Origin of the sequence: Streptomyces sp. M92, from assembly GCF_028473745.1 — a bacterium.
Taxonomy (GTDB): Bacteria; Actinomycetota; Actinomycetes; order Streptomycetales; family Streptomycetaceae; genus Streptomyces.
The window spans coordinates 4,618,006-4,642,820 of sequence record NZ_CP101137.1; the positions used below are offsets into that span (position 1 = coordinate 4,618,006).

21 protein-coding genes are annotated in these 24,815 nt (G+C 74.3%); 7 read left to right on the forward strand and 14 right to left on the reverse strand.

Annotated features, from left to right (window positions below):
- Positions 1–159 precede the first annotated feature (159 nt).
- On the reverse strand, positions 160–828 hold the full coding sequence (locus M6G08_RS20695) for a response regulator (RefSeq protein ID WP_272588644.1): 669 nt from the start codon (positions 826–828) through the stop codon (positions 160–162).
- Positions 825–2,075: a sensor histidine kinase gene (locus M6G08_RS20700; RefSeq protein WP_272588645.1), complete on the reverse strand. Its 1,251-nt coding sequence runs from the start codon at positions 2,073–2,075 to the stop codon at positions 825–827. Before M6G08_RS20700 ends, M6G08_RS20695 begins: the two co-directional genes overlap by 4 nt.
- A gap of 502 nt (positions 2,076–2,577) precedes the next feature.
- Between M6G08_RS20700 and M6G08_RS20705 the strand changes: the two genes are divergently transcribed.
- Entirely contained in the window at positions 2,578–3,915 is a 1,338-nt protein-coding gene (locus M6G08_RS20705) for a 6-phospho-beta-glucosidase (RefSeq protein ID WP_272588646.1), read from the forward strand.
- Between the two features lie 687 nt (positions 3,916–4,602).
- Here M6G08_RS20705 and M6G08_RS20710 read toward each other — a convergent pair.
- On the reverse strand, positions 4,603–5,760 hold the full coding sequence (locus tag M6G08_RS20710; protein ID WP_272588647.1) for an ATP-grasp domain-containing protein: 1,158 nt from the start codon (positions 5,758–5,760) through the stop codon (positions 4,603–4,605).
- A gap of 281 nt (positions 5,761–6,041) precedes the next feature.
- Between M6G08_RS20710 and M6G08_RS20715 the strand changes: the two genes are divergently transcribed.
- Positions 6,042–6,911, forward strand: coding sequence for a metallophosphoesterase family protein (locus tag M6G08_RS20715; protein ID WP_272588648.1), 870 nt, complete (start codon positions 6,042–6,044; stop codon positions 6,909–6,911).
- On the forward strand, positions 6,908–7,588 hold the full coding sequence (locus M6G08_RS20720; protein ID WP_272588649.1) for a 4'-phosphopantetheinyl transferase family protein: 681 nt from the start codon (positions 6,908–6,910) through the stop codon (positions 7,586–7,588). Before M6G08_RS20715 ends, M6G08_RS20720 begins: the two co-directional genes overlap by 4 nt.
- A 54-nt stretch (positions 7,589–7,642) precedes the next feature.
- On the opposite strand, the gene M6G08_RS20725 is transcribed toward M6G08_RS20720, so the two are convergent.
- From M6G08_RS20725 to M6G08_RS20735, 3 genes are all read right to left on the reverse strand, one after another.
- A complete protein-coding gene (locus tag M6G08_RS20725; RefSeq protein WP_272588650.1) occupies positions 7,643–7,879 on the reverse strand; it encodes a hypothetical protein in 237 nt (78 codons plus the stop codon).
- Positions 7,880–8,015: 136 nt separating this feature from the next.
- Complete coding sequence (locus M6G08_RS20730) at positions 8,016–8,555, reverse strand: toxin-antitoxin system, toxin component (RefSeq protein WP_272591390.1); 540 nt, start codon at positions 8,553–8,555, stop codon at positions 8,016–8,018.
- A 32-nt stretch (positions 8,556–8,587) separates the two neighbouring features.
- Entirely contained in the window at positions 8,588–9,244 is a 657-nt protein-coding gene (locus tag M6G08_RS20735; protein WP_272588651.1) for a helix-turn-helix domain-containing protein, read from the reverse strand.
- Between the two features lie 232 nt (positions 9,245–9,476).
- Between M6G08_RS20735 and M6G08_RS20740 the strand changes: the two genes are divergently transcribed.
- Complete coding sequence (locus tag M6G08_RS20740; RefSeq protein ID WP_272588652.1) at positions 9,477–10,136, forward strand: MmyB family transcriptional regulator; 660 nt, start codon at positions 9,477–9,479, stop codon at positions 10,134–10,136.
- 77 nt (positions 10,137–10,213) lie between these two features.
- On the opposite strand, the gene M6G08_RS20745 is transcribed toward M6G08_RS20740, so the two are convergent.
- A complete protein-coding gene (locus M6G08_RS20745) occupies positions 10,214–11,509 on the reverse strand; it encodes an MFS transporter (protein ID WP_272588653.1) in 1,296 nt (431 codons plus the stop codon).
- 170 nt (positions 11,510–11,679) lie between these two features.
- Here M6G08_RS20745 and M6G08_RS20750 point away from each other — a divergent pair, with 170 nt between their 5' ends.
- Complete coding sequence (locus M6G08_RS20750) at positions 11,680–13,734, forward strand: phosphocholine-specific phospholipase C (protein ID WP_272588654.1); 2,055 nt, start codon at positions 11,680–11,682, stop codon at positions 13,732–13,734.
- Between the two features lie 483 nt (positions 13,735–14,217).
- Here M6G08_RS20750 and M6G08_RS20755 read toward each other — a convergent pair whose 3' ends face one another.
- Complete coding sequence (locus M6G08_RS20755) at positions 14,218–15,177, reverse strand: DMT family protein (RefSeq protein ID WP_272588655.1); 960 nt, start codon at positions 15,175–15,177, stop codon at positions 14,218–14,220.
- A complete protein-coding gene (locus M6G08_RS20760) occupies positions 15,174–15,977 on the reverse strand; it encodes a phosphatase PAP2 family protein (RefSeq protein ID WP_272588656.1) in 804 nt (267 codons plus the stop codon). The genes M6G08_RS20755 and M6G08_RS20760 overlap by 4 nt, the downstream gene beginning before the upstream one ends.
- A gap of 211 nt (positions 15,978–16,188) precedes the next feature.
- Here M6G08_RS20760 and M6G08_RS20765 point away from each other — a divergent pair, with 211 nt between their 5' ends.
- Positions 16,189–16,803, forward strand: coding sequence for a TetR/AcrR family transcriptional regulator (locus M6G08_RS20765; RefSeq protein ID WP_272588657.1), 615 nt, complete (start codon positions 16,189–16,191; stop codon positions 16,801–16,803).
- A 145-nt stretch (positions 16,804–16,948) separates the two neighbouring features.
- On the opposite strand, the gene M6G08_RS20770 is transcribed toward M6G08_RS20765, so the two are convergent.
- The gene (locus M6G08_RS20770) at positions 16,949–18,016 is read right to left on the reverse strand and encodes a DUF2510 domain-containing protein (protein WP_272588658.1); all 1,068 of its coding nucleotides are present in this window, start codon (positions 18,014–18,016) and stop codon (positions 16,949–16,951) included.
- A 273-nt stretch (positions 18,017–18,289) separates the two neighbouring features.
- Between M6G08_RS20770 and M6G08_RS20775 the strand changes: the two genes are divergently transcribed.
- Positions 18,290–20,968: an ATP-binding protein gene (locus tag M6G08_RS20775; protein ID WP_272588659.1), complete on the forward strand. Its 2,679-nt coding sequence runs from the start codon at positions 18,290–18,292 to the stop codon at positions 20,966–20,968.
- Between the two features lie 2 nt (positions 20,969–20,970).
- On the opposite strand, the gene pcaDC is transcribed toward M6G08_RS20775, so the two are convergent.
- The 4 genes from pcaDC to pcaH are packed head-to-tail and all read right to left on the reverse strand — an operon-like array spanning position 20,971 to position 24,798.
- Positions 20,971–22,092, reverse strand: a complete 1,122-nt coding sequence (gene pcaDC / locus M6G08_RS20780; RefSeq protein ID WP_272588660.1) for a bifunctional 3-oxoadipate enol-lactonase/4-carboxymuconolactone decarboxylase PcaDC — start codon at positions 22,090–22,092, stop codon at positions 20,971–20,973.
- Complete coding sequence (gene pcaB, locus M6G08_RS20785; RefSeq protein WP_272588661.1) at positions 22,089–23,417, reverse strand: 3-carboxy-cis,cis-muconate cycloisomerase; 1,329 nt, start codon at positions 23,415–23,417, stop codon at positions 22,089–22,091. The genes pcaDC and pcaB overlap by 4 nt, the downstream gene beginning before the upstream one ends.
- A complete protein-coding gene (gene pcaG / locus M6G08_RS20790) occupies positions 23,414–24,019 on the reverse strand; it encodes a protocatechuate 3,4-dioxygenase subunit alpha (RefSeq protein WP_272588662.1) in 606 nt (201 codons plus the stop codon). The genes pcaB and pcaG overlap by 4 nt, the downstream gene beginning before the upstream one ends.
- A gap of 5 nt (positions 24,020–24,024) precedes the next feature.
- Positions 24,025–24,798, reverse strand: a complete 774-nt coding sequence (pcaH, locus tag M6G08_RS20795; protein WP_272588663.1) for a protocatechuate 3,4-dioxygenase subunit beta — start codon at positions 24,796–24,798, stop codon at positions 24,025–24,027.
- Positions 24,799–24,815: the final 17 nt, after the last annotated feature.

Below are 24,815 nucleotides of genomic sequence, written 5' to 3' on the forward strand. Positions count from 1 at the left end.
TTCCTCCCGGCGGTGGTCGTACGGCACGGGACGCGTCCGACGCGCGACGCGTCGGCGGCATCGCCGACAGACTGGTGCCGGGAGGTGTGCCGCCGGATCGCCGGGGAGAGCGGTTGTTCGGCTCGCCCGTTCGAGGGAGACGGGCGCGCGCCTCGCCCGTCAGGGGGAGCCCGGGGCGACCAGGCCGGACTCGTAGGCGCAGATCACCGCCTGCACCCGGTCCCTGAGGCCGAGCTTGCCCAGCACGTTGCTCACATGGGTCTTGACGGTGTGCTCGCTCACGAACAGGGTCGTCGCGATCTCGGAGTTGGACAGCCCGCGCGCCAGCAGCCGCAGCGTCTCCACCTCGCGGGCGGTCAGCGCCTCCAGACGCCGCGGGGTGGCGTCGGGGACGGCCTCCTGCCGCCGGCGGCGCACGAGGTCCGCCACCAGCCGGCGGGTCACCGCGGGCGCCAGCAGCGAGTCGCCGGCCGCGACCACTCGCACCGCGTGCACCAGGTCGTCCCGGCGCACGTCCTTGAGCAGGAAGCCGCTCGCACCCGCGTACAGCGCCTCGTACACGTACTCGTCCAGGTCGAACGTGGTCAGCATGACGACCTTGCAGGCCGACCGCGCGCACACCCGCCGGGCCGCCTCCAGGCCGTCCATCACCGGCATGCGGATGTCCAGGAGCAGTACGTCGGGCGCCCGCGCCTCGACCGCGGCGACCGCCTCGGCGCCGTCCCCGGCCTCGGCGACGACCTCGATGTCGGGCTGCGCCTGAAGGATCATGCTGAACCCGCTGCGGACCAGCTCCTGGTCGTCGGCGACGACCACCCGGATGCTCACCCGAGCGCCGCCCGCCGTCCGGCCCCGACCGGCAGGCGCACGGCGACGCGGAAGCCGCCGTCCGGTCCGCCGCCGGTGACGGCGTCGCCCCCGCAGGCGGCGGCCCGCTCCCGGATGCCGATCAGCCCGTGCCCGCCGCCCCCGGGCCCCGGGGCCGGCCCCCGCCCGTCGTCCGTCACCGTCAGGGTCACCTCGTCGTCCCCCCAGTCGAGTCCGACCGTCGCGGAGGAAGCGTACGCGTGCTTGACCGTGTTGGTGAGTGCTTCCTGCGCGATCCGGTAGGCGGCGACCCCGGTGTCCGGCGGCAACGGCCGCGGCTCGCCCGACACGCGCAGCTCCACGCGCAGACCGGTCGACTCGGCGACCTGCCGGACCAGGCCCCGCAGCCCGTCCACGCCCGGCTGCGGCAGCCGCGGCCCGGCGTCCGGCCGCTCCTCCTTCAGCACGCCGAGAATGCGCCGCAGTTGGGACATGGCGTCCCGTCCCGTGCCCGCGATCGCGTCGAACGCGGCCTCCGCCCGCGCGGGATCACTGCGCACCACCACCGGACCCGCCTCGGCCTGCACCACCATCAGGCTCACCGCGTGCGCCAGGACGTCGTGCATGTCGCGGGCGATCCTGGCGCGTTCCTGCGCCGTGGCCCGCGCGGTGTCGGCCGCCCGCTCACGCTCCAGCCGCCGGGCCCGGTCCTCCAGTTCGGCCGTGTAGGCGCGCTGCGTCCGGGCGAGCACGCCGAGGGCGTACGCGCCCACGATGCTGAGCAGCTGGAAGGCGTACTCGAAGGGTTCGGCGTCCTCGTTGTGCCGGATGGTGACGGCCACCCCGACGAGCCAGCCCGCCAGCATCAGCCGCCGCTGCCAGGGCCGGCCGAGGGCGGCCAGCGTGTACAGGACGACGAACCCGCCGTACATCAGGTCGGGCGGCGGCGCGTGGTACATCGCCTGCGCGGGGGTGGCCACCGACACGGCACACGCGGTCGCGAAGGGCGCCGCGCGCCGCCACACCAACGGCAGCGCCGTGGCAGCCCCGAGCAGCCAGCCCTGCCAGGAGAGCGGGTCGTCCCCCTCGTCCGGGAACAGCCACTGCAAGGAGACGGCGAACAGCGCCAGCGCGGCGACGGCCGCGTCGACGGTGTACGGACGCGTCGTGCGCAGCCGGGCGACGACGGGGGCGAGTGAGGTGAACGGGTACCGGGAGAGCGGGGACCGGTGGAACGGGGACCGGTGGAACGGGGACCGGGCGGGCATGGGCGGCTCCTCGTGACAAGGGCCGTCCCAGTATCGGGAGGCCCCCGGGGGCGCGTCCTCACCGGTGCGGGGGATTTTCGGTGCCGGGGCGTCCGGTACGCGGTCGATCCGGGGCGGCCCTCGCTCGGCCGGGCAACGGTCGATCCGCCAGGCGGCCCTCGCTCGGCCGGGCAACGGTCGATCCGCCAGGCGGCCCTCGCCGACCGGCTGACCGGACGGCAGGTGCGGGCACCGGCGCCCGCACCCGCGCTCCCGCGTACGGGACGACGTCCGAGACGGCGGCCCTCCTGCCGCAGGGCGAGACCGAGCGGGGCGGGCGCAGCGCCGGACGCTCGTGGCCGAACGCGGCGAGCGCGGACAGCAGCCGGCTCAGGGAGGGGCGGAGCAGCGTTTCGGCGGAGCGTACGGTCCGTACGGGGGCGCCGAGGTCGGCCGGCAGCCGGGCCGGACGTGCCATGATCGGCGCCGGACGCACATGGGCCGGCGACGGAGGGGTACGGGCGTGAGGTTGACGATTCTGGGCGGCGGCGGATTCCGGGTGCCGCTCGTGTACGGCGCGCTGCTCGGGGACCGCGCCGGGGGCAGGGTGACCGACGTCGTCCTGCACGACCTCGACGGGGACCGGTTGTCGGCGGTGACCCGGGTGCTGGCCGAGCAGGCGGCGGGGGTGCCGGACGCGCCGGCCGTCACCGCCACGACCGACCTGGACGAGGCGCTGCGCGGTGCCGACTTCGTGTTCTCCGCGATCCGCGTCGGCGGCCTGGAAGGGCGGGCCGACGACGAGCGGGTGGCGCTCGCCGAGGGCGTCCTGGGGCAGGAGACGGTCGGTGCGGGCGGCATCGCCTACGGGCTGCGGACCGTGCCGGTCGCCGTCGACATCGCGCGCCGGGTGGCCCGGCTGGCGCCGGACGCCTGGGTCATCAACTTCACCAACCCGGCCGGTCTGGTCACCGAGGCCATGTCCCGGCACCTCGGTGACCGTGTCATCGGCATCTGCGACTCGCCGGTCGGGCTCGGCCGCCGCATCGCCCGCGTGCTGGGAGCCGACCCGGACCGGGCCTTCATCGACTACGTCGGCCTCAACCACCTCGGCTGGGTCCGCGGCCTCCGCGTCGCCGGCCGGGACGAACTCCCGCGGCTGCTCGCCGACCCGGCGCTGCTCGGCTCCTTCGAGGAGGGCCGGCTCTTCGGCCACGAGTGGCTGCGCTCGCTCGGCGCGGTCCCCAACGAGTACCTGCACTATTACTACTTCAACCGCGAGACCGTCCGCGCCTACCAGGAGGCCGACCGGACCCGCGGCGCGTTCCTCCGCGACCAGCAGGCACGCTTCTACGAGCGGATGCGCCACGAGGACGCCCCCGCGCTGGCCACCTGGGACCGCACCCGCCACGAGCGCGAGGCCACCTACATGGCCGAGAACCGGGAGACGGCGGGCGCCGGTGAGCGCGAGGCCGACGACCTGTCCGGCGGCTACGAGAAGGTGGCGCTGGCGCTGATGCGGGCCGTCGCCCGCGACGAGCGCGCCACCCTGATCCTCAACGTCCGCAACCGCGGCACGCTGTCCGCCCTCGACGCCGACGCCGTGATCGAGGTCCCGTGCCTGGTCGACGCGAACGGCGCCCACCCGGTGGCCGTGGACCCGCTGCCGGGTCACGCCACGGGTCTGGTCTGCGCCGTCAAGGCGGTCGAACGGGAAGTCCTGGCGGCGGCCGACTCGGGTTCCCGCGCATCGGCGGTCCGCGCCTTCGCCCTGCACCCCCTGGTCGACTCGGTCAACGTCGCCCGCCGGCTCGTCGACGGCTACACGGCGGCCCATCCGGGCCTGGCCTACCTGCGGTAGGGCCTCGGTGCGCCGGTTCCGGCCGGGCCCCACAGCCGTCCCTGGAGCGGGCCACGGCCGGTGCCGGGTGTGTGGGTTCGCCGGTGCGGGCCGGTGGGGCGGTGTTGTGGCGCCTCGCTGTCGGCCGTCGTGTCGTGTGCGCGCCGTTTCCGAGGGTGTTCCCGGCAGGGTGGCAGCGGCTGGTGCCGGGTGTGTGGGTTCGCCTGTGTGGGCGGGTGGGGTGGTGTTGTGGCGCCTTACCGTCGGCCGTGGTGTTGTGTGCGCGTCGGTTGTGCGGGTGTTCCCGGCAGGGTGGCAGTGGTCGGGGTCGGGTGTGTGGGTTCGCCTGTGTGGGCCGGTGCGGCGGCGTCGTGATGCCCCACCGCCCGCCTCCGTGTTGAGGCGGAGGGAGGCGGTGCAGCATCGTGCCGCCCCGGAGGCCGGGATGGCGACGTCCGGTGCCGGACGTCCTGATGGCGTACGGCTGCGGGAGGCGGCGTGGCGGGCCGTCGGACCCTGCGCGCGGGGGCCCGGCATCTGCCCGCCGGTCACTCGGTGCTCGGGGGTGAGTCATCCGGCGCTTGCGGTCGGGCTACTTGGTGCTCGCGGGCGAGGCATCCTGTGGGTTGCCAGCCAGTCGCCCGGTGCTTGAGGGCCGGTTACCCGGGGGCTCTGAGCCTAAAGGCTGCTCGTCCCCGCGCGAAGCGCCTACGCGGGGGCGCCGGCCGCCGGGTCGGGGGCGACCGCGCCGACCGGGGTGGTGCGGGGCGCGCCCGGCGTCCGGCGGGTCGCGGGCGCCGGGGCCGGCGCGGCGGCGAGGTCGGTGCGCGGGTGGGGCACGGGGACCGGGCGCAGCGGACGCGGCCCGGACACCACCGAGTAGTCCTGGCCCAGGAACGGCGGTGCCACCTCGCCCGGATCGTCCCCGAGGGCCAGCCGGACCGCCGCCCACGGCGCGTTGATCCCGCACAGCGCGAGCTGGTGCAGCCCCCCGGCCGGGCGGGTGTTGACGTCCATCAGCACCGGCCGGTCCCCGTACATCCGGAACTGCACGTTCGACAGGTGGTGCAGCCCGAACGCCTCGGCGATCCGCCGGGCCGGGGCCAGCCACTGCTCCTGGAGGGTGAACCCGCGGCGGCGGCCGTTCTTGGTGCGGCCCACGGCCATGCGCACGCGGTTGTCGGGGCCGGTGAGGCAGTCCACCGACACCTCCGGCTCCTCCAGCCGCGGCATCACCAGCCAGTCGACGGGTTCCTCGGCCGTCCGCAGCGCCTCGACGACCAGGGGCAACGGGACGTACGGGCTCGGGAAGCCGTTCAGGTGCGTGAGGGAGAAGGGGTCCCGGGTGACCGTCCGGAAGCCCACACCGCCCGCGCCGGACGCCGGCTTGAAGCACGCCTGATGGCCGTGCGCCTCCAACTCCTCGACCGCGGCGACGAGTTCGTCGGCCGTACGCACCCGCCACCACGGTGGCACCGGCACACCGACCGCACGGACCGCCTCGTAGGCGATCACCTTGTCCTGGAAGACCGCCACCGCCTCGGGCGGCGGCGCCAGCAGGGCCGTGCCGGCCGCCTCGAACTCCGCGCGGTGGGCGACGACCGCCGTCTGGTGCAGACGGGGGACGAACACGTCGATGCCGCGCCGCGCGCACTGGTCCAGCGCGAACTCGACGTAGCCCGCCGCGGACAGGCCCTCCGGCTCCAGGTCGGCGGTGTCGGCGGCGGCCAGTACCGGGGAGTCCGGGTCGCCGTGCGTGGCGTGGATCTCGACCGCCCGGTCGGCGGGATTTCGCCGCAGCTGATCCATGAAGAAGACGTTCTCCGCGTACGTGCGGTTGAGCCAGACGCGTACGGGAGAAACCATGCAGGCCGCCTTTCACGGTTCGCGGGCAGGGCGGAGCGGGCCGTGCCCGGCCAGGGGGTTGGAGGGACACCGAGCCGCCCTGCGTGAAGGGTGAATCGGGGCGGTGGTGTTGGGGCGATCATAGGGGTACGCACGCCTGCGAGTGCAAAGTGCGCCACCCGGACGCCACAGCGCCTGGGCGCGGCGGCCACACGCCCCGGGCCGGACCCGGCGGGAAGCGCTTGTGACCGGTGCCGGGATGTGATCTCGTGGCGTCGAACGCGCTTCCGGAAGGGGTGGGTATGACGTCGGCGACCGGTGGCCCGGGGCGCATCTGGGCCATCAGCGACCTGCACATCGGGTACCCGGAGAACCGCGCACTCGTGGAGGGGATGCGACCCGGCTCCGACGACGACTGGCTCCTGGTGGCCGGCGACGTGGCGGAGACCGTGTCCGACATCCGCTGGGCACTGGGCACCCTCGCGGAACGCTTCCGCCGGGTCGTGTGGGCCCCCGGCAACCACGAACTGTGGACCCACCCCAAGGACCCCGTCACCCTGCGCGGCGCCGCCCGCTACGAGCACCTCGTCGAGGTGTGCCGGGAGCTGGGCGTGACGACGCCCGAGGACCCCTACCCCGTGTGGGAGGGGCCCGGCGGCCCGGCGGTGGTCGCGCCGCTCTTCCTGCTGTACGACTACTCGTTCCTGCCCGCCGGGTGCGCGACCAAGGACGAGGGACTGGCCTACGCCCATGGCACCGGCATCGTGTGCAACGACGAGTTCCTGCTGCACCCCGACCCCTATCCGAGCCGTGACGCCTGGTGCCGGGCCCGCGTCGCCGAGACCGAGCGCAGGCTCGCCGAGCTCCCCGCCGGCCTGCCGACCGTCCTCGTCAACCACTACCCGCTGGACCGGCACCCCACCGAGGTCCTGTGGTACCCGGAGTTCGCCATGTGGTGCGGCACCCGGCTGACCGCCGACTGGCACCGCAGGTTCCGGGTCGACGCCATGGTCTACGGTCATCTGCACATCCCCCGGACCACCTGGCACGAGGGGGTCCGCTTCGAGGAGGTTTCGGTGGGTTACCCTCGTGAATGGCGCGGACGGAGCCGACCGCCGGGCGAGCTTCGCCGCATCCTGCCCCCGCCGGCCCGTCAGGAGGCGGCCCGGTGATCGAGGAACTGCTGCCCTCCACGGTCGTCTCCGTGGAGGCCCACGGCGGCGGCGACGCCGGCCACCTGCCCCTCTTCCCGGAGGAGGAGCCGCTCGTGGCCCGGGCGGTCGCCAAGCGCCGCCGGGAGTTCACCGTGGTGCGGTCCTGCGCCCGCCGGGCCATGGAGAAGCTGGGCGTGCCCGCGCAGCCCGTGCTGAACGGCGAGCGCGGGGCGCCCGTCTGGCCCGAGGGCCTGACCGGCAGCATGACCCATTGCGACGGCTACTGCGCCGCCGCACTGGTCCGTGTCACCGATCTCGCCTCCCTCGGCATCGACGCCGAACCGGACGGACCGCTCCCGGACGGCGTCCTGCCCGCCGTCTCCCTGCCCACGGAGGCGGATCGGCTGCGCCTGCTGGCCCGGGACCATCCCGGTGTCCACTGGGACCGGCTGCTGTTCAGCGCCAAGGAGTCCGTCTACAAGACGTGGTTCCCGCTCACCGGGCGGTGGCTGGACTTCACCGAGGCCGACATCGAGATCACCGTGGACCCGGGTGATCCGCGCCGCGGCGCCCTGCGCGCCTCGCTCCTGGTGCCGGGACCGACCGTGGGCGGCCGGCGTCTGTCCGGTTTCGACGGCCGCTGGACGGCCCGGCAAGGCCTGGTCGCCACGGCCGTCACGGTCCCGCCCGCCTGACCCATCAGGGTGCCCGCGCTTCCGGCCGGTCAGGGTGCCCGCGCTTCCGGCCCGTCAGCGCGTCGGGCACCAGCTCCGCAGCAGCCGGAAGAACGCCTCCTCGTTCCCCGCCAGCCCCGCGGCCCGCAGCGCCTGCTCGGCCTCGGCCAGCACGGACGGCGGTACGACGGCGGGCAGGGGCGCACCGGACGGTCCCGGCGTGGCGTCGAAGGCGGCCCGCACGGTGTGCAGCAGCCGCAGGTAGGCCTGCACGGCCGTGCGCTCGTGGTCGGTCAGTACGGCGGTGGTCATCGGTCGGCTCTCCCCACAACGACGTCAGCGGTCACGCGCCCCCGCCCCCGGCGGCGGCACATTCCCAGCTTGCCGCCCACCACTGACAATCGTGCCGAGCCGCGCCCGTGCGGCCCGGCAGGAGCCGATCGGGGCATCAGCCCGGGTAGCCCAGCGACGCGCCGATCCGGCCTGCCAGGTGATCCCGCTGCACCGGCCCGCGCAGCGGCGAACCGTCCAGCCACGTCCGGCACTTGCTCGCCAGCAGCAGCCCGAAGGACTCCGCCTCCTTCTCCTCGGCGAGGTCGAAGCGGGAGCGTGCGGCGACCGCGCGCACGGTGGCGCGCAACGCTTCCTCGTCCGGCTCCTGGCCGCCCGCGTCCAGCAGCCGGGCCGCGACCACGCCGTCCTCGAAGTCGTGCCCGTGGTGCCCGGCCTGCATGTGCCACAACTCGTGCCCGAGGATCACCAACTGGTGGTCGGGAGCGGTGCGTTCCTCGACCACGACCAGGTCCTGCTCGGCCATGTCGAGCCACAGGCCGCTGGCCGTTCCCGGTGGGAAAGCGGCCGCGCGGAACAGCACCGGACGGCCCCGGCGCCTGCTCATCGCCCCGCACAGCGCCGCGTACAGTTCGGCGGGCGGCGCGGGGGCGGGGAGCGTCAGCTCCTCGACCAGCTCACCGCACAGGCGGCGCATCTCCTTGCCGATGCCCACGTGTCTCCCCACAGTCACGACTCGGGACGCTTGACGCTCTCCAGGAGCATGTCCAGCCACTCGGCGACCTTGTCGCGGTGCTGGTCGGTGGGGAGTTGGGCGGCCCGCCAGGCGATGCCGCGCACGCCGTGGTCCTGGAGCAGCCGCTCCAGCGGGTCCTCGGCGGCGGCCGTCGCCGCCCGCTCCCGGTCGGCGAGCTGCTGCAGCAGTTCCTGCTCGGTGTGCTGGAGAGCGACCGCCAGCGCCTCGGGGTCCTCGGCGGTCAGGAAACCGGCGTGCACCCGGAAGAAGCGCTGGATGGCGTCGCAGTGCTCCATGGTGGGCCGCCGGTCGCCGTTGATGAGGGCGCCCGCCTGCTGCCGGGACATGCCGGCGCCGTCGGCGATCTCCTGCTGGGTGTATCTGCGGCCGTTGGGCTTGAGCCGGGTGCGGCGCAGCAGATCCAGGCGCTGCACGAAGCGGGTCTGCACATCGGGTTCCCCGGCGGACCGACCGCTCAGCAGCGCCGCGGCCACGGGCTCGGGAACGCCGGAGGCGGCGGACAGGCGGCCGATGTCGAAGACCTCCGCGGGCGGCACGCCGAGCCGGTCCGCGAGTGCGGTGACGCGGGCGACGACGGCGGGCAGCACGGCCGTCGGCAGGGCGCCCGGACCCTCGAAGCCATCCGTCACCGACAGCTCTCCTACGTCTCTCACAGGCCTCACAGGCTTCTCACAAGCGGTTGCCGTGAACTTCCCGGAGAGTAACCTGCCGCTCGAACTCACATCCAGGTATCGCCACAACTGTGGCCTATTTCAGCCGTCAACAGGCATGAAATGCCACGATAGTTGACACGCCTTGCGTCGGGGCACCAGGATCGGGACGCCGCGAGAAGGCCGCATAGGCAAGAGGGGTGACCTCCCGATGGCATTTCAGGCAGGAGGGCAGCGGCCGGCGCCGCGGCCCGCTCCCGCGACCCCCGAGGTCCAGGCGTATCTCCAGGACTACACGGCGCTCCTGGAGGCCGTCCCCTTCCCCTCCTTCGTCGTCGACCACCGCTGGGACGTGGTGCTGACCAACGGCGCCTTCCGGACACTTTTCCAGGGCGCCGGACCGCACCCGACGGCGATGCCGGGCGACAACTTCCTCCGGTTCGTCCTCTTCCACCCGGACGCGTCCGGGGTGCTCGGCGACCACGAGTCGAGCTGGTGCCTGCCCATGCTGGCGCACTTCGGCTCCGCCCTGGAGCGGTACGGCCACGATCCCGGCCTCCAGGCGGTCCGCCGCGACATCGCCCAGGACCCGATCATGGAGGCCGCCTACCGCCAGGGCCTGCCGCACTGGATCCGTGCCGTCGGAGCGGAGGCCGTCGAGCACGACGGCGCCGTACGGCCGCTGCACCACCCCGACCCGCGCCGGGGCACCACCGAGTGCCGGGTCGTGGTCGAGACGCCCAGGGTCCTGGCGGAGCTGGGCTACAGCCGTCTGACGCTGGTCCTGCGCGAGCCGCGCCGCACCCCGTCCCGGCTCGCGCGGCCCCGCCGCGCCTCGGCGCACCTGAGAGTGGTCTCCTCCACCGAGTGACCGAGGGCGGTCACTGCCGTGGCGGGCTCGGCGAAGCGCGGGGCCACCAGGGTGCGCATCCGGTGCCGCCCCGCGCGTCAGCGCTCCAGCTCCTTGTGCGCCGTTTCCGGCAGCCGCAGGTACACCACCGAGGACAGCAGGCAGAGGACGGCGACGTACCAGGGGAAGAGCCCGGCGTGGCCGAGGTCCTTGAACAGTGTGCCCACGTACGGAGCCGTGCCGCCGAACAGGGCGACGGTGAGGGAGTAGGGGAAGCCGATGCCCGCCGCCCGCACCCGGGGCGGGAAGATCTCGGCGTTGACGGCCGCGCTGATCGAGGTGAAGCCGGTCAGCAGGACCATGCCGGCGCACTGCACGAGCAGCAGCACGGCGAACGAGTCGCGCAGGGCGTGCAGCATCGGCACGCTGAGCAGGGCGAAGCCCACACCGAAGAACAGCAGCGGCGGACGGCGGCCGAACCGGTCGGACAGCATCCCGCCGAGCGGCTGGAGCAGCGCGAAGAAGGCCAGCGAGAGGGTGCCCGCCAGCAGCGCGTCCGACTTGTCCAGCCCGGTGTTGAGCTCCGCGTACGTCGGCAGGTACGACGTCCAGGTGTAGTAGGCGATGGTGCCGCCCGCCGTGATGCCGCCGATCAGCAGGGATTCGCGCGGATGGCGCCGCAGCGCCTCGAACAGGCCGGGACGCGGTGCCCGCCGCTGCTCCGCGCTGCGGGTCTCCGCGGCGCCCTGCCGGATCCAGAAGCCGACCAGGCTGAGCACCGCCCCGAGAACGAACGGAACACGCCAGCCCCAGCCGTTCATCCGGTCCTCACTGAGCGTGTTCACCAGCACCGTCGCCACACCCGACGCGACGAGCTGCCCGGCCGTGGTCGACACGTACTGGAAGCTGGAGAACAGCCCGCGCCGACCGGGCCCCGCCGACTCCACCAGGAAGGTCGTCGAGGCCGCGAACTCGCCGCCCACCGACAGGCCCTGGAGCAGCCGCGCGGCGACCAGGACCACCGGGGCCAGCACACCGGCCGCCGCGTAGGTCGGGGTCAGGCCGACCAGCAGACTGCTGCCGCCCATCAGCAGGATGGTGACCGTCAGGGCCGCGCGCCGTCCGCGCCGGTCGGCGATCGCCCCCATCAGCAGCCCGCCGACGGGCCGCATGAAGAACCCCACCGCGAACACGGCGAACGTCGACAGCAGCGGCACCAGCGAGTTGTCCGCGCTCTTCGGGAACACCTGGTCGGCGATGTAGGTGGCCAGGAAGGTGTACGCGTACCAGTCGTACCACTCCACGGCGTTGCCCACCGAGGCGGCGAGGAGCTGCCGTACGGGCCGGCGGGTGGGCGGGGCCGCCACGTGCATGCGTGTCATGATCGCGACCATCCCCGGGCGGCGGGCCCGTCACACCTCGCGTACGGAGGACTTTCACACGGGAGCCACCGGACCCTTCCCTGACGTTTGCTGCTCCTGGAACACTCCTTTCGCGCGCATTACGTCATCATCCGGCGCCGTCCGGCCGGTTGAACCCCCCAAGGCGAAAGGCATGTCACCCCATGGCCGAAGTCAACCGGCGCAGATTCCTCCAACTCGCGGGCGCCACCACGGCGTTCAGCGCACTGTCCGCGAGCATCGAGCGCGCCGCCGCGCTCCCCGCGAACCACCGCTCGGGGACGATCGAGGACGTCGAGCACATCGTCGTCCTCATGCAGGAGAACCGGTCCTTCGACCACTACTTCGGCAGGCTGCGCGGCGTCCGCGGCTTCGGCGACCCGCACCCGGTGCGGTTGGACGGCGGCAAGTCGGTGTGGCATCAACGCAAGGGCGACGGCACGGAGGTGCTGCCCTTCCACCCGGAGGTCGACGACCTCGGCATGCAGTTCCTGGAAGGGCTGCCGCACGGCTGGTCCGACGGCCAGGACGCCTACCACAACGGCAAGTACGACCGCTGGCTGCCCGCCAAGGGCACCACCACCATGGCGTACCTGACCCGCGAGGACATCCCCTTCCACTACGCGCTCGCCGACACCTTCACCGTCTGCGACGCCTACCACTGCTCCTTCATCGGCTCCACCGACCCCAACCGCTACTACATGTGGTCGGGCCACACCGGCAACGACGGCACGGGCGGCGGCCCGGTCCTCGGCAACGACGAACTCGGCTACGACTGGACGACGTACCCCGAGCGGCTGGAGGAGGCCGGGGTCTCCTGGAGGATCTACCAGGACATCGGCGACGGCCTCGACGCGGCCGGCCACTGGGGCTGGATCGACGACGCCTACCGCGGCAACTACGGCGACAACTCCCTGCTGTACTTCAACAGGTACCGGAACGCGAAGCCCGGCGACCCCTGGTACGACAAGGCCCGCACCGGCACGGACGTGAAGCACGGCGACGGCTACTTCGACCACCTGCGCGCCGACGTCAAGGCCGACCGGCTGCCGAAGATCTCCTGGATAGCCGCCCCGGAGGCCTTCACCGAGCATTCCAACTGGCCCTCGAACTACGGCGCCTGGTACATCGCCCAGGTCCTGGACGCGCTCACCTCCAACCCGGCGGTGTGGGCGAAGACGGCCCTGTTCATCACGTACGACGAGAACGACGGCTTCTTCGACCACCTCGTGCCGCCCCTGCCGCCGAAGTCGGCCGCGCGGGGCCGGTCCACCGTCGACGTCTCGCTGGACGTCTTCGAGGGCGGCGCCAGGCACCGGGAGGGCTTCTACGGGCTGGGCCCGCGCGTGCCCATGCTGGTCGTCTCGCCCTGGAGCAAGGGCGGCTACGTCTGCTCCGAGACCTTCGACCACACGTCGATCATCCGCTTCATGGAGCGCCGCTTCGGCGTCCGCGAACCTCAGATCTCGCCCTGGCGGCGGGCCATCTGCGGCGACCTGACCAGCGCCTTCGACTTCTCCCGCAAGGACAGCCGCCCGGCCCGCCTGCCGGACACCGACGCCTACGAGCCGCCGGACCGCGAGCGCCACCCGGACTACCGTCCCACGCCGCCCGCCGACCCGGACATGCCGCGCCAGGAACGCGGCCTGCGCCCCGCCCGCCCCCTGCGGTACGCCCCGCACGTGGACGGTGCCGTGGACGCGGCGGCCGGCAGGTTCACGCTGACCTTCGCCTCCGGCCCGCGGGCGGGCGCCGCCTTCCTGGTCACCTCCGGCAACCGCACCGACGGTCCCTGGACGTACACCACCGAGGCCGGCAAGAGCATCGCCGACACGTGGAACTCGGCGTACTCGGACGGCTCGTACGACCTGACCGTGCACGGACCCAACGGCTTCCTGCGCGCCTTCCGGGGCCCCAACAAGGTCACCGGATGCGAGGTCACCGCCCGCCACACCGGCGACGACCTCCGCCTGACCCTCACCAACGCCGGGAGCGGCACCGCGCGCCTCCGCGTCACCGACGGCTACGGCAGCCGGACCCGGACCGTCACCGTGCGCCCCGGCGCCACCGTGCACCACACCGTCGACCTCGCGCGCAGCCGGCGCTGGTACGACGTGACGGTGACCTCCGAGTCCGACCCGGCATTCCTGCGCCGCCTCGCCGGGCACGTGGAGAACGGGCGGCCGGGGGTGAGTGACCCGGCGATCGTCACGGACTGACGGCGCCCGCGACCGGCCCCGGCCGCGCGAGGTGTCCCGGCCCAACCCGGCCGGGACACCGTCGGTGGTACCAGGGTCCCGTCGGTCCGGGCGGATCCGGTCTGGCTCTCGCGGTTCTGTCCCTGCGTGCAGGAGCTCTCCCGGTCGCCGTCCGGCCGCAGGAACCAAGCCGGTCCGGGCGCCCGGAGCCCGGCGGTTCGGTCACGCGTGTGCGGGTCCTGCCGGCTACAGCCCGCGGGCAGGGAACGCCCGTCCGGGCCCCGTCGTCCGGGCGATCCGGTCTGGCTCCCGTGGTGGCCGGACTCGCGTGCAGGGGGGCGGCACCTCTGCCGGTTCAGGCTTCACCGGTCCGGGTCCAGGTCCGGTCGGTGCGGACCCGGCCGGTCCGGGCCCTCCGGTTCGTGTCCGGCCTGTCCGGGGCGTAGCGGCCCATGCAGGTGCCGCCGGTCCGGATCCGGCCCGTCCGGTTCCTGGCCGTCCCGGTCAAGCAGGCCCGGGCCAGGCCGGTCCGGACCGAGCCGGGGCGGGGCCCACAGGCTCCGGTTCCGGCGGTCGCGGTCGCGGTTCGGCCTGCTCGGGGACGAGCGCCGGCCCGGCCGCGGCCGGGCCGGCCGTGTCGGCCGGGCGCGGCGTCGCCCGGCTCAGCTGGACCACGCCCCAGGCGGCCAGCGCCGCGCCGGTCAGCGCGAGCAGCACGCCGGCCGCGCCGCCCCGCAGTCGCTCGCCCAGCAGGGAGAGCCCGATCACCGCGGCGGCCACCGGGTTGGCCAGGGTCACCACCGCCAGCGGGGCGCCCAGGCCTCCCCGGTAGGCCGTCTGCGACAGCAGCAGCCCGCCCGCCGCGAACGCCGCCACCAGGACCGCCACCCCGATCACCTGGACGCTGAGCAGCGGCCCCGAGCGGTCCGTGGCGGCCACCGTCACCGTCTGGGTCAGCGCCGACGCCACCCCCGAGGCGATGCCCGACGCCGTCGCGTGCCGCAGGCCGGGCCGGGCGCCGGGTCGGGACAGCAGCCCGATCAGCGCCGCCGTGGCGCCGGACACCGCCAGGGCCTCCGGCACGCTCAGCACGTCGTCGGGCGCGGGGCCGGTAGCGGTGAGCAGCAGCGCGCCGAGACCGAGCAGCGTCAGCCCGGTGCCCCGCCACTCGACCGCGCCGACCCGCCGTCCCGCCAGCCGCGCCCCCAGGGGGACGGCCACGACCAGGGTGAGCGCGCCGAGCGGCTGCACCACCGTCAGCGGCCCGTACTTGAGGGCCACGACGTGCAGCAGCGCGGCCGAGGCGTTGAGCGCGACCGACCACCACCAGGCGCCGGAGGCCAGCAGTCGCAACGCCCCCGCCCCGAAGTCGCGGGCGGCCAGCCGTTCCTGGGCCACGGCCGCGGCGGCGTAGGCGCACGCGGAGACCAGGGAGAGCAGGACGGCGAGCAGCGCGGCGCTCACCGGCCCGCCCCGACCGGCTCGTGCCGCTCCGCCGCCCGGCGCCGCGGCTCCGGGCGGCGACGGGGCATGGCGCACCGCGGCCCGTGCGGCAGGCGGAGCACCGCCAGGGCGAGACCGAGCAGCACGGCCGCCACGAGCACGTCGAGCCAGTAGTGGTTGGCGGTGCCCACGATCACCAGCAGCGTCAGCAGCGGGTGCAGCAGCCACAGCCACCGCCAGCGCGTCCGCGTCGTGACGATCAGGCCGATCGCCACCATCAGGGCCCAGCCGAAGTGCAGCGAGGGCATCGCGGCGAACTGGTTCGACAACGCGTCGGTGCTCGGCGGGCCGTAGACCGAGGGGCCGAAGACCCGCGCCGTGTCGATCAGGCCGGTGGCGCCCAGCATGCGCGGCGGGGCGAGCGGAAAGACCAGGTGCAGTACGAGCGCGGCGCCGGTCAGCGCGGCCAGTACCCGCCGGGCCCAGACGTAGTGCGCCGGACGGCGCAGGTACAGCCAGACGAGGAAGGCCGCGGTGGCCGGGAAGTGGACCACGGCGTAGTAGGTGTTCGCCGTGTGTATCAGGCTGTCGCCGTGCAGGAGCAGCGACTGCACCGTGCCCTCGTCGGGCATCCGGAGCACGCGCTCCCAGTCCCACACGCGGTGGGCGTTGCGGAAGGCCTCGGCGGTGTGTCCCGTCGCCAGCTGCCGGCCGAACTTGTACACGAGGAAGAGCCCTGCCACGAGCAGGAGCTCACGGACGAGCGGCGGGCGCGCGGGCGTGCCCGGTCCCGCTGGTGCAGGCTCGGTGCGGGCATTCATCCCCCGGCCCCTTCGCTGACGGTGGTGCGTGTGGCTCACAGGTGCGGGGCCGTGTGACGGTTCTCATCGATACGACCCCGTTCCGATACGCCAGTGTACCGATACGGTGGTGTACCGGTACACTGGCGTATCGATAGACATTCGACACACTGGACCACGGGGCCCTCGAGCCTCCCCCTAGTGCCGCTGAACCTGGTGAGGAGCAGAGCCGATGACGTCGCAGGACGCGGACCGACCGGACACGGCCGGCGCCTCGCGCCGCTCCAAGATCACGCCCGAGCGTGAGCAGGAGTTCTTCGACGCCGTGATCGAACAGATCCGGTCCTGCGGCTACGACGCCGTCACCATGGAGGGCATCGCGGCCAGCACGCGGTGCAGCAAGTCCACGCTCTACCGCCAGTGGAAGACCAAGCCCCAGTTCGTGGCCGCCGCGCTGCGCTCCCACCGCCGGGTGCGCTTCGCCGAGATCGACACGGGCTCGCTCGCCGAGGACCTGCGGCAGGCCGCCTGGGCCGCGGGCGGGGGAGCGGGCAAGGACACGGGGCTGCTCCAGGCGCTCGGACACGCCGTCATGGAGGACCCGGAGCTCAAGTGCGCGCTGCGCGAGGCGCTCGTCGAGCCGGAGATCGCCGCGCTCCGCGGAATCCTCGAGCGGGGCGTCGCCCGGGGCGAGGTCCCGGCCGGCCATCCGGCGCTCGAGTACGTGCCGGCGCAGCTCTTCGGCATGCTGCGGATGCGGCCCGTCGTCGAGGGCGAGCAGGCCGACGGGGAGTACCTCGTCGGGTTCGTGGAGGCCGTCGTGCTGCCGGCGCTCGGCCTCCCCTGAGACTCAGGCCGCCGTCCACGGGATGACTGGACGGTGGCCTGCCCGCGCCGCACCGTGGGGACGGGGGCGGCGCGCACCCCCGGCCGGGCGGGGCCCCTTTGAGCGGAGGGGCGCCCCGCCCGGCCGACCGTTTCCACGGGACCGGTCAGACGTCCTGGCCGGTGCCGCCCCCGCCACCGGAGGAGTCCACCTCGATGCCCTCGGTTATCTCGTCGATGACTGACACACCTTCCTCGACGTCGACGCCGAAGCGGACCACGACGATGCGCTCGGGATCGGCGGGCGCCGGGAAGGCGAGCGACTCGACGTAGCCGTCGGAGCCCTCCTTGGTGACCGCCTTCCAGCGGACCAGGTACCCCTTCTGCCCGGCGACCGTGACCGCCTTCGACGCCAGTTCCTCGTGCGAGGTGATCCCGCCGTAGGCGTCGCCGTAGGACTCCTTGGCGTTCGCCTCGATGTCGGCCTTCGCGACCTCCTCGGCGGTACCGCCCTTCGTTTCCAGCACCTCCTGGGGTGCCGAGTACGCGCCGCCCTTGGTGCAGGTCTCGGCGGGGTCGCCGGGGCATTCGTAGCTGTCGTCCGAGGTCACCGTCGCACCGACCGGGAACTGCTGGCCGGACCAGCCGTCCGGGATGGGCAGGCTGATGTCGTTGACCGGGTCCGTCACCGATCCGCTGTCGATCGTGGGCGGCTCCGACCCGTCCGGCGATTCGGGCGCGGGCGACTCGCCGTTGCCGCCTTCGCCGCCCCCGCCGCCTTCCCCGCCGAAGGGGTCGTTCTGGCCACCGGGACCGCGCCGGTCCTGCTGCGACGACGCGCTGTTGCCGCCGGAACCGTCGTCGGTCAGCACGTACACGCCGATCCCGATCCCGGCCAGCACCGCCACGGCCGCCGCGACGGCTATGCCGGTCCGCAGCCGTCGCCGCCGCGCGGACGGCGGCTGGACGGGGAACCCGGGATAGCCGGGGTGCACGGGATAGCCGGGCGACACGGGATACGGCCCGGCCGCGGCCCCGGGCGCCGCCGGCTGTGCGGGCGGCGGCGTGGGGGACGGCGCGGACGGCTGCTCGGGCGGCGGCCCCGCCGCGGCGGCCGGCCCCGCGGCACGGACCTGGTCCGTCCACGCCTTGCCGTCCCACCAGCGCTCGGTGGCGGGACCGTCCTGCTTCTGTCCGGGGTCCGGGTACCACCCGGGAGGAGTCACCTGCGTCATGGGCCCACCGTATGAGGCGTCGGTGAAAGCCGGATGAGAGGCCCCGCCGCGCCGGGACCCGGCGGGAGGGCCGCCCGACGGCCGACGGTGCCGCCGCGACGAGTTGACGCAGACCGCCCGCCCCGCCCCTGATGACGGACCCGGCGCGTCGCCCGCGCTTTACCGCATGTCACCCGACACGGCAACTGCTGCCCGGACAGCCCACCGTTCGGGCCGCCGGGCGGATAGGCTCGAGCCCTGTACGTCATTCGGGCGACTTGGGGAGGTAGCGGGATGACGGAGGTGGGACGGACGGCCGCCGCCTCGGCCTCCCTCTGGGAGCGCGACGAGGAGATCGCCACCATCACGCGGGCGGTCGACACCCTGTGCGCGGACCGGTCCTCCCCAGGCACCCTTCTGGTGGCCCGGGGCGAGGCCGGACTCGGCAAGACCGCGCTCCTCGCCGAGACCCGCCGCATCGCGGAGGCACGGGGCTGCACCGTCTGGTCGGCGCGCGGCGGCGAGACCCTCAGGTCCGTCCCCTTCAACGTGGTGCGCCAACTGCTCCAGCCCGCGCTGGTGTCCATGCTCCCCGAGGAGGCGCGCGAGTACCTCGGCGACTGGTACGGCATCGCCGGCCCCGCCCTCGGCATAGCGGAGCCGGGCGAGCGGCAGGCCGACCCGCAGGGCGTGTGCGACGGCCTGGTCGCCGCCGTGCGCCGGCTCGCCCGCCGGGAGTGGCCCCTGGTCCTGCCGGTCGACGACGCCCACTGGGCCGACCAGGAGACCCTGCGCTGGCTCGCCGCGCTCGCCGAACGCCTCGACGAGACCTCCGTCCTGGTCGCCGTCGCCCGCCGTCCCGGCGACGTCAGCGGCGACAGCGCCCGCCACCTGGACGCGGCCGCCGCCGCGGGCCGGCCGCTCCTCCCGATGAACGTCCTCAGCCCCGACGCCACCGCCGGCCTCACCCGGGCCACCCTCGGCGACCACGCGGACGCCGCGTTCTGCCGCGAGGTCTGGGCCGTCACCGGCGGCAACCCGTACGAGACCGTCGAACTCCTCGCCAAGGTCCAGGACAGCGAACTCCAGCCGGTCGAGTCGGAGGCCGCCGAACTGCGTGAACTCAACCGCTCCGCCCGGGGCGGCGGCCTGGTGGCCCGCCTGGAGCAACTCGGCGCCGATTCCACCCGGTTCGCCTGGGCCGCCGCCATCCTCGGCGACGGCATCACCGTGGACATGGTGGCGCGGCTCCTCACCCTCGACCGCGCCGACGCCGCCCGCTGCGCCGAACTGCTGCGGGGCGCCCGCATCCTCACCGCGCCCGACCCCGCCTCGGGCCGGCCGGACGCGGACGACCTGGAGTTCGTCCACCCCCTGATCGCCACCGCCGTCTACAACTCCATCCCCGGCGCGTTGCGCACGGCGATGCACGGCATAGCGGCCCAGCTGGTCGCCGACTCCGGGCTCGGCGCGGCGGCCGCCTCCCGCCATCTCCTCAAGGTGTACCCCGACGACGACCCGGAAGTCGTCGGCCAGCTGCGCGACGCCGCCCGCGAACACCTCGCCGTCGGCGCCCCCGAAGCCGCCCGCCGCTGCCTCGAACGGGCCCTGAAGGAACCGCCGCTGCCCGAGATCCACGCCAAGGTGCTCTACGAACTGGGCTGCGCCACCCTGCTCACCGCGCCCGCCACGACCATCGGCCACCTGCGCACCGCCCTCGCCATGCCCGGCCTCGACGGCGAGCAGCGCGTGAACGCGGTCTTCCGGCTCTCCGAGGCCCTGCTCCACAACGACCAGCTGGAAGAGGCCGTCCGCACCGTCCAGGCGGAGGCCGCCCGCAATCCGGACCCGTCCGTGCGGCTGCGGCTCCAGGCCGTCCAGTACATGTGGGAGGGCATCCACCCCGGCGAGACCCCCTCACCCGGACGGTCCGAACGTCTCGCCGAACTCGCCGCCACCTGCACCGGCCGCGACAACGCGGAACGCGCCCTGCTCATCCTGCGCGGCTTCGACGCCATGACCCGCGGCGAGAACGCCGAAGAGGTCGTCGAGCTGTGCGACCGGGCCCTCGTCAACGGCCGCCTCGCCCCCGGGCTCGGCTGGACCGACACCGAGTGGGGCCTCGAACTGCCGATGATGCTGGCCACCTCCTACGCCTACACCGACCGGCTCGACCGGGCGGAGGCGCTGTTCACCGAGGCGCTGAACACGTATGAGACGGCCGGCTGGAGCGGCGGCCACCTCGCCCTCGCGCACACCTACGTCGGCCTCGGCCACCGCAGGCGGGGCCGGCTGCGGGAGGCCGAGAAGTCCCTGCGCGAATCGCTGCGCATCGCCGAACGCGTCGGCCGCGGACTGCCCCTGTACTGGTCCGCGGTCTGCAACCTCATCGACACGCTGCTCGCCCGCGGCCACGTAGAGGAGGCACGGTCCGTCGCCGACCGGTACGGCTTCGACCCGCCCTACCCGTCCACCATCGTGCTGCCCGACCCGCGCCCCGTACGGGCCCGGCTGCTGCTCGCCACCGGCCGCGCCAAGGAAGGCGTCAACGAGCTGGAGACCGCCGAGAAGGCGGCCGCCGCCCGCGGCCGGCACAACCCGGTGGTGCACCCCTGGACGACCGAACTGGCCCGCGCCCTCGCCACGGAAGACCCCGGCCGCGCCGCCCGGCTCGTCACCGACGCCCGCCGCCACGCCGAGCGCTTCGGCACGGACACCGCGATAGGGGAGGCCCTGCGCTGCGCCGCCGCGCTGGAGACCGGTCAGCGCGCGGTCCGGTTCGCCGGACAGGCCGTCGCCTACCTGGAGGCGTCACCCTGCCAGTACGAGCACGCCGCCGCCCGCGTCGAGTACGGCATCGCGGCCCGCTCGGAGGCCGAGCTGCGCCGGGGTCTGGCCCTGGCGGACTCGTGCGGCGCCGACGGACTGGTGGCACGGGCCCGCGAGGCGCTGGCGGCGGGGCACGTGGGCTGAGGTCAGCCGGCCGCGCCGTCCTCCTCGGCCAGCACCCGCTGGGCCGCCGCGAACGCCGAGTTCGCCGCCGGCACGCCGCAGTACACCGCCGTCTGCAGCAGCACCGCGCCGATCTCGTCCGGCGTCAGCCCGTTGCGCCGAGCCGCCCGCACGTGCATCGCCAGCTCCTCGTAGTGGCCGTGCGCGACCAGCGCGGTCAGCGTGATCATGCTGCGCTCGCGGCGTGACAGGGTCTCGTCCGTCCAGATCTCGCCCCAGGCGTAGCGCGAGATGAAGTCCTGGAAACGCGCCGTGAACGGGGTCTGCCGTCCCTGCGCCCGGTCCACGTGCGCGTCGCCCAGCACCTCGCGCCGCACCGCCATGCCGCGCCGGGCGCCGCCGTCGAAGTGCGCCCGCAACGCGGTCAGCACCGCCTCGGGCCGCTCCGCCGGCGCCAGGTGCGAGGCGCCCGGCAGCTCGGTCAGCGTCGCGCCCGGCACCGCGTCGGCGATCTGCCGCAGGTGCGCGGGCGGCGTCGCCGGGTCCTCGCGTCCCGCGACCAGCAGCGTCGGCACGCCGATGTCGCCGAGCCGGTCCCGCAGGTCGAAGGCGGCCAGCGCGTCACAACAGGCGGCGTACGCCTCCGGGTCGGTGTCCCGGTGGTCCTGGACCAGCCGCGGCACGGTGAACCCGGGCGTGAACCACCGTCCGTCCGCGCCCTCCGCGAGCTTCGCCAGCCCCTCGGCGCGCACCGTCGCGGCCCGTTCCTCCCACGCCTTGGCACCGTTGAAGTGCGCCGACGAGCAGACGACGGCGAGCGACGACACCCGCTCCGGGTGGTGCACGGCCAGGTGCAGCCCCACCGCGCCGCCCAGCGACACGCCCGCGTAGGCGAACCGCTCCACCCCGAGCGAGTCGGCGAGCGCGAGCACCAGTCGGGCGAGGTCGCCGACGGTGGCGCCCGGCCCGATCAGTTCCGCCGCCGAACCGCCGTGCCCGGGCAGGTCCCAGCGGACCACCCGGTGGCCGATGGACAGTTCCGGCGCCACCTGGTCCCACAGGGCGTACGAGGTGCCCAGGGAGGGCCCCAACAGCAGCGGGGGAGCGGAGGCGGGGCCTTCGGTCAGGTGATTGAGGAGGGTCAACGTCGCTCCAGAGCACGGTCGGTCAGGGCTCCCGCGGAGCCGGTGTAACGGGCGGGATCGGTCAGGGGGCCGAGGTCGACGTCCTTCAACTCCGGTGTTTCGGCCAGGAGTTCACCCAGAGTGCGGTCCTCGGCGTGCGCCTGCCGGGCCAGCTCGGTCAGCAGCTCCTTGGCGCGGGCCCGCCCGAGCACCGGCGCCAGTTCGGCCAAGAGCCGCTCGGACACGATCAGCCCGTGCGTCAGGCCGAGGTGCGCCCGCATGACGTCCGGACGCACCCGCAGCCCCTCGGCCAGCTCGGCGGCGTCCCGGGCCGCACCGCCGGTCAGCCGCAGCAGGTCCCGCAGCGGCTCCCACTCGGCGTGCCAGGCCCCGGCCGGCCGCTCGTCCCCGGCGGCCAGCGAGCCGTACAGCGTGGCCGCGAGCTGCGGCGCCCGCCGGGCCGCCGCCGCGATCAGCGTGGACCGTACCGGGTTGGCCTTGTGCGGCATCGCCGACGAGCCGCCGCCGCTGCCCTCGGCGACCTCGCCGATCTCGGTGCGGGACAGCGTCAGCACGTCCGTGGCGATCTTTCCGAGGGCCCCGGCGGCGAAGGCGAGGCAGCCGGCCAGGTCGGCCACCGGGGTGCGCAGGGTGTGCCAGGGCAACAGCGGTGCTCGCAGGCCCAGTTCACGTGCGTACGCCGCCGGCAGCGCGAGCGGTTCCGCGGCCCCGTACGCCCCGAAGGCCGCCAGGGTGCCCGCCGCGCCGCCGAGCTGGGCGGGCAGTCCGTCGTGTACGGCGGTGATCCGGTCCCGCGCGTCCAGGACCAGCGCGCGCCAGCCGGCCGCCTTCAGCCCGAAGGAAGTCGGCACGGCGTGCTGGGTGAGCGTCCGGCCCGGCATCGGAGTGTCCCGGTGCTCGGCGGCGAGCCGGGCCAGCGCCCGTTCCGTGCGGGCCAGATCGGTGAGCAGCAGGTCCAGGGTGCGGGCGGCGACCAGCATCAGCGCCGAGTCCAGGATGTCCTGGCTGGTCGCCCCCCGGTGGACGTACGGCCCGTACTCCTCGCCGACCGCCTTGGTCAGGTCGGCCACCAGCGGGATCACCGGGTTCCCGCCGGCGCGGGCGCGTTCGGCCAGGGAGCGCGCGTCGAAGCGGGCGGGGTCGGCCGCCTCGGTCACCGCGTCCGCCGCCGGGGCCGGGGCCAGCCCCAGCCCGGACTGCGCCCGGGTCAGGGCCGCCTCGGCGTCCAGCAGCGCCCGCAGGACCGCGCCGTCCCCGGTCGCCCCGTCGGCCGGGGAGCCGGCCCAGCCGGGTGCGAGCAGGCCCGTGTCGGCAGCTGATGTCACTGGAACTCCAGGAAGACCGTCTCGCCCTCGCCCTGAAGGCGGATGTCGAAACGGTACGTCCCGTGGCCCTCGTCCGCGGCGACCAGCGTGTCGCGGCGCCCGGCGTCCACGCGGGACAGCAGCGGGTCCGCGGCCAGCACCGCCCGGTCGCCCGGCAGGTAGATCCGGGTGAACAGGTGCACCAGCAGCCCGCGCGCGAACACGCACACGCTGACGTACGGCGCGCTGTCGCCCCGTGCGCCGGGGCGCAGCGTCCGCACGTACCAGTGGCCGTTCGCGTCGGTCTGGATGCGGCCGAAGCCGGTGAACTCCACGCCGTTGCGGCCCAGGAAGCCGCCGGAGGCCGGGTCGCGGCGCATCGAGCCGTCGGCGGTCGGCAGCTCGCCGTCCGGGCCCGGGCCCCACACCTCCAGCAGCGCGTCCGGCAGCGGGTTGCCCTCGCCGTCGTACACGTACCCGTGGACGGTGATCGTGTCGGGGTGGCCGGCGGGCGCGACGTCCTCGCCGCCGCGGAAGGGCAGCGCGTACCCGTAGAACGGGCCGACCGTGTGCGACGGCGTGGGGAGCACGTTCTCCGGACCGCTGGTGTCGGTCTTCGTCATGGTGGTCAGCGTCCTTCTTCGATCCAGGTGGCGTTCGGGCCGTCGAGCACGATGTCCCAGTGGTAGCCGAGCGAGAACTCGGGCACGGACAGGCTGTGGTCGTACGTCGCTATGAGTCGCTGCCGGGCGGCGTCGTCCGTGACGGACTGCAGGATCGGGTCGTACGGGAACAGCGGGTCGTTCGGGAAGTACATCTGGGTCACGAGCCGCTGCGTGAACGCCGAGCCGAACACCGAGAAGTGGATGTGGGCCGGGCGCCAGGCGTTGACGTGGTTGCGCCACGGGTAGGGGCCGGGCTGCACCGTGGTGAAGCGGTAGAAGCCGTCGTCGTCGGAGAGGGTGCGGCCCACCCCGGTGAAGTTCGGGTCCAGCGGGGCGTCGTGCTGCTCGCGCTGGTGGGCGTAGCGGCCGGCCGAGTTGGCCTGCCAGATCTCCACGAGCTGGCCGCGCACGGGCTTGCCGTTGCGGTCGAGCAGGCGGCCGGAGACGGTGATCCGCTCGCCGACCGGCTCCCCGGTGTGCTGCCGGGTCAGGTCGTTGTCGATCTCGGTGATGTCCCGCTCCCCGAAGGCGGGGGAGGACAGCTCGACCAGCTCCGGGTCCTTGGTGACGTCGATGGCGACCGGCGGCTGCTTGGGGTGGCGCAGCACCGAGGAGCGGTAGGGGACGTAGTCGCGGCGCGGGTGGTGCTCGACGGGCCCGCCGTCGGCGACCCGCTTCTCGTACGCGGCGTGCTCGGCCGCGATCTCCGCGTCGATGTCGTGCTGGGTGAGAGTCATAGGAGGTCCCGTGGGTG

What these genes read in the sequence shown, in the direction of transcription:
- M6G08_RS20700 (WP_272588645.1), bottom strand. Translation starts at nt 2,075, where the DNA reads ATGCCCGCCCGGTCCCCGTTCCACCGGTCCCCGTTCCACCGGTCCCCG.
- M6G08_RS20710 (WP_272588647.1), bottom strand. Translation starts at nt 5,760, where the DNA reads ATGGTTTCTCCCGTACGCGTCTGGCTCAACCGCACGTACGCGGAGAAC.
- M6G08_RS20715 (WP_272588648.1), top strand. Translation starts at nt 6,042, where the DNA reads ATGACGTCGGCGACCGGTGGCCCGGGGCGCATCTGGGCCATCAGCGAC.
- M6G08_RS20725 (WP_272588650.1), bottom strand. Translation starts at nt 7,879, where the DNA reads ATGACCACCGCCGTACTGACCGACCACGAGCGCACGGCCGTGCAGGCC.
- M6G08_RS20730 (WP_272591390.1), bottom strand. Translation starts at nt 8,555, where the DNA reads ATGCGCCGCCTGTGCGGTGAGCTGGTCGAGGAGCTGACGCTCCCCGCC.
- M6G08_RS20740 (WP_272588652.1), top strand. Translation starts at nt 9,477, where the DNA reads ATGGCATTTCAGGCAGGAGGGCAGCGGCCGGCGCCGCGGCCCGCTCCC.
- M6G08_RS20745 (WP_272588653.1), bottom strand. Translation starts at nt 11,509, where the DNA reads ATGGTCGCGATCATGACACGCATGCACGTGGCGGCCCCGCCCACCCGC.
- M6G08_RS20750 (WP_272588654.1), top strand. Translation starts at nt 11,680, where the DNA reads ATGGCCGAAGTCAACCGGCGCAGATTCCTCCAACTCGCGGGCGCCACC.
- M6G08_RS20760 (WP_272588656.1), bottom strand. Translation starts at nt 15,977, where the DNA reads ATGAATGCCCGCACCGAGCCTGCACCAGCGGGACCGGGCACGCCCGCG.
- M6G08_RS20765 (WP_272588657.1), top strand. Translation starts at nt 16,189, where the DNA reads ATGACGTCGCAGGACGCGGACCGACCGGACACGGCCGGCGCCTCGCGC.
- M6G08_RS20770 (WP_272588658.1), bottom strand. Translation starts at nt 18,016, where the DNA reads ATGACGCAGGTGACTCCTCCCGGGTGGTACCCGGACCCCGGACAGAAG.
- M6G08_RS20775 (WP_272588659.1), top strand. Translation starts at nt 18,290, where the DNA reads ATGACGGAGGTGGGACGGACGGCCGCCGCCTCGGCCTCCCTCTGGGAG.
- pcaG (WP_272588662.1), bottom strand. Translation starts at nt 24,019, where the DNA reads ATGACGAAGACCGACACCAGCGGTCCGGAGAACGTGCTCCCCACGCCG.
- pcaH (WP_272588663.1), bottom strand. Translation starts at nt 24,798, where the DNA reads ATGACTCTCACCCAGCACGACATCGACGCGGAGATCGCGGCCGAGCAC.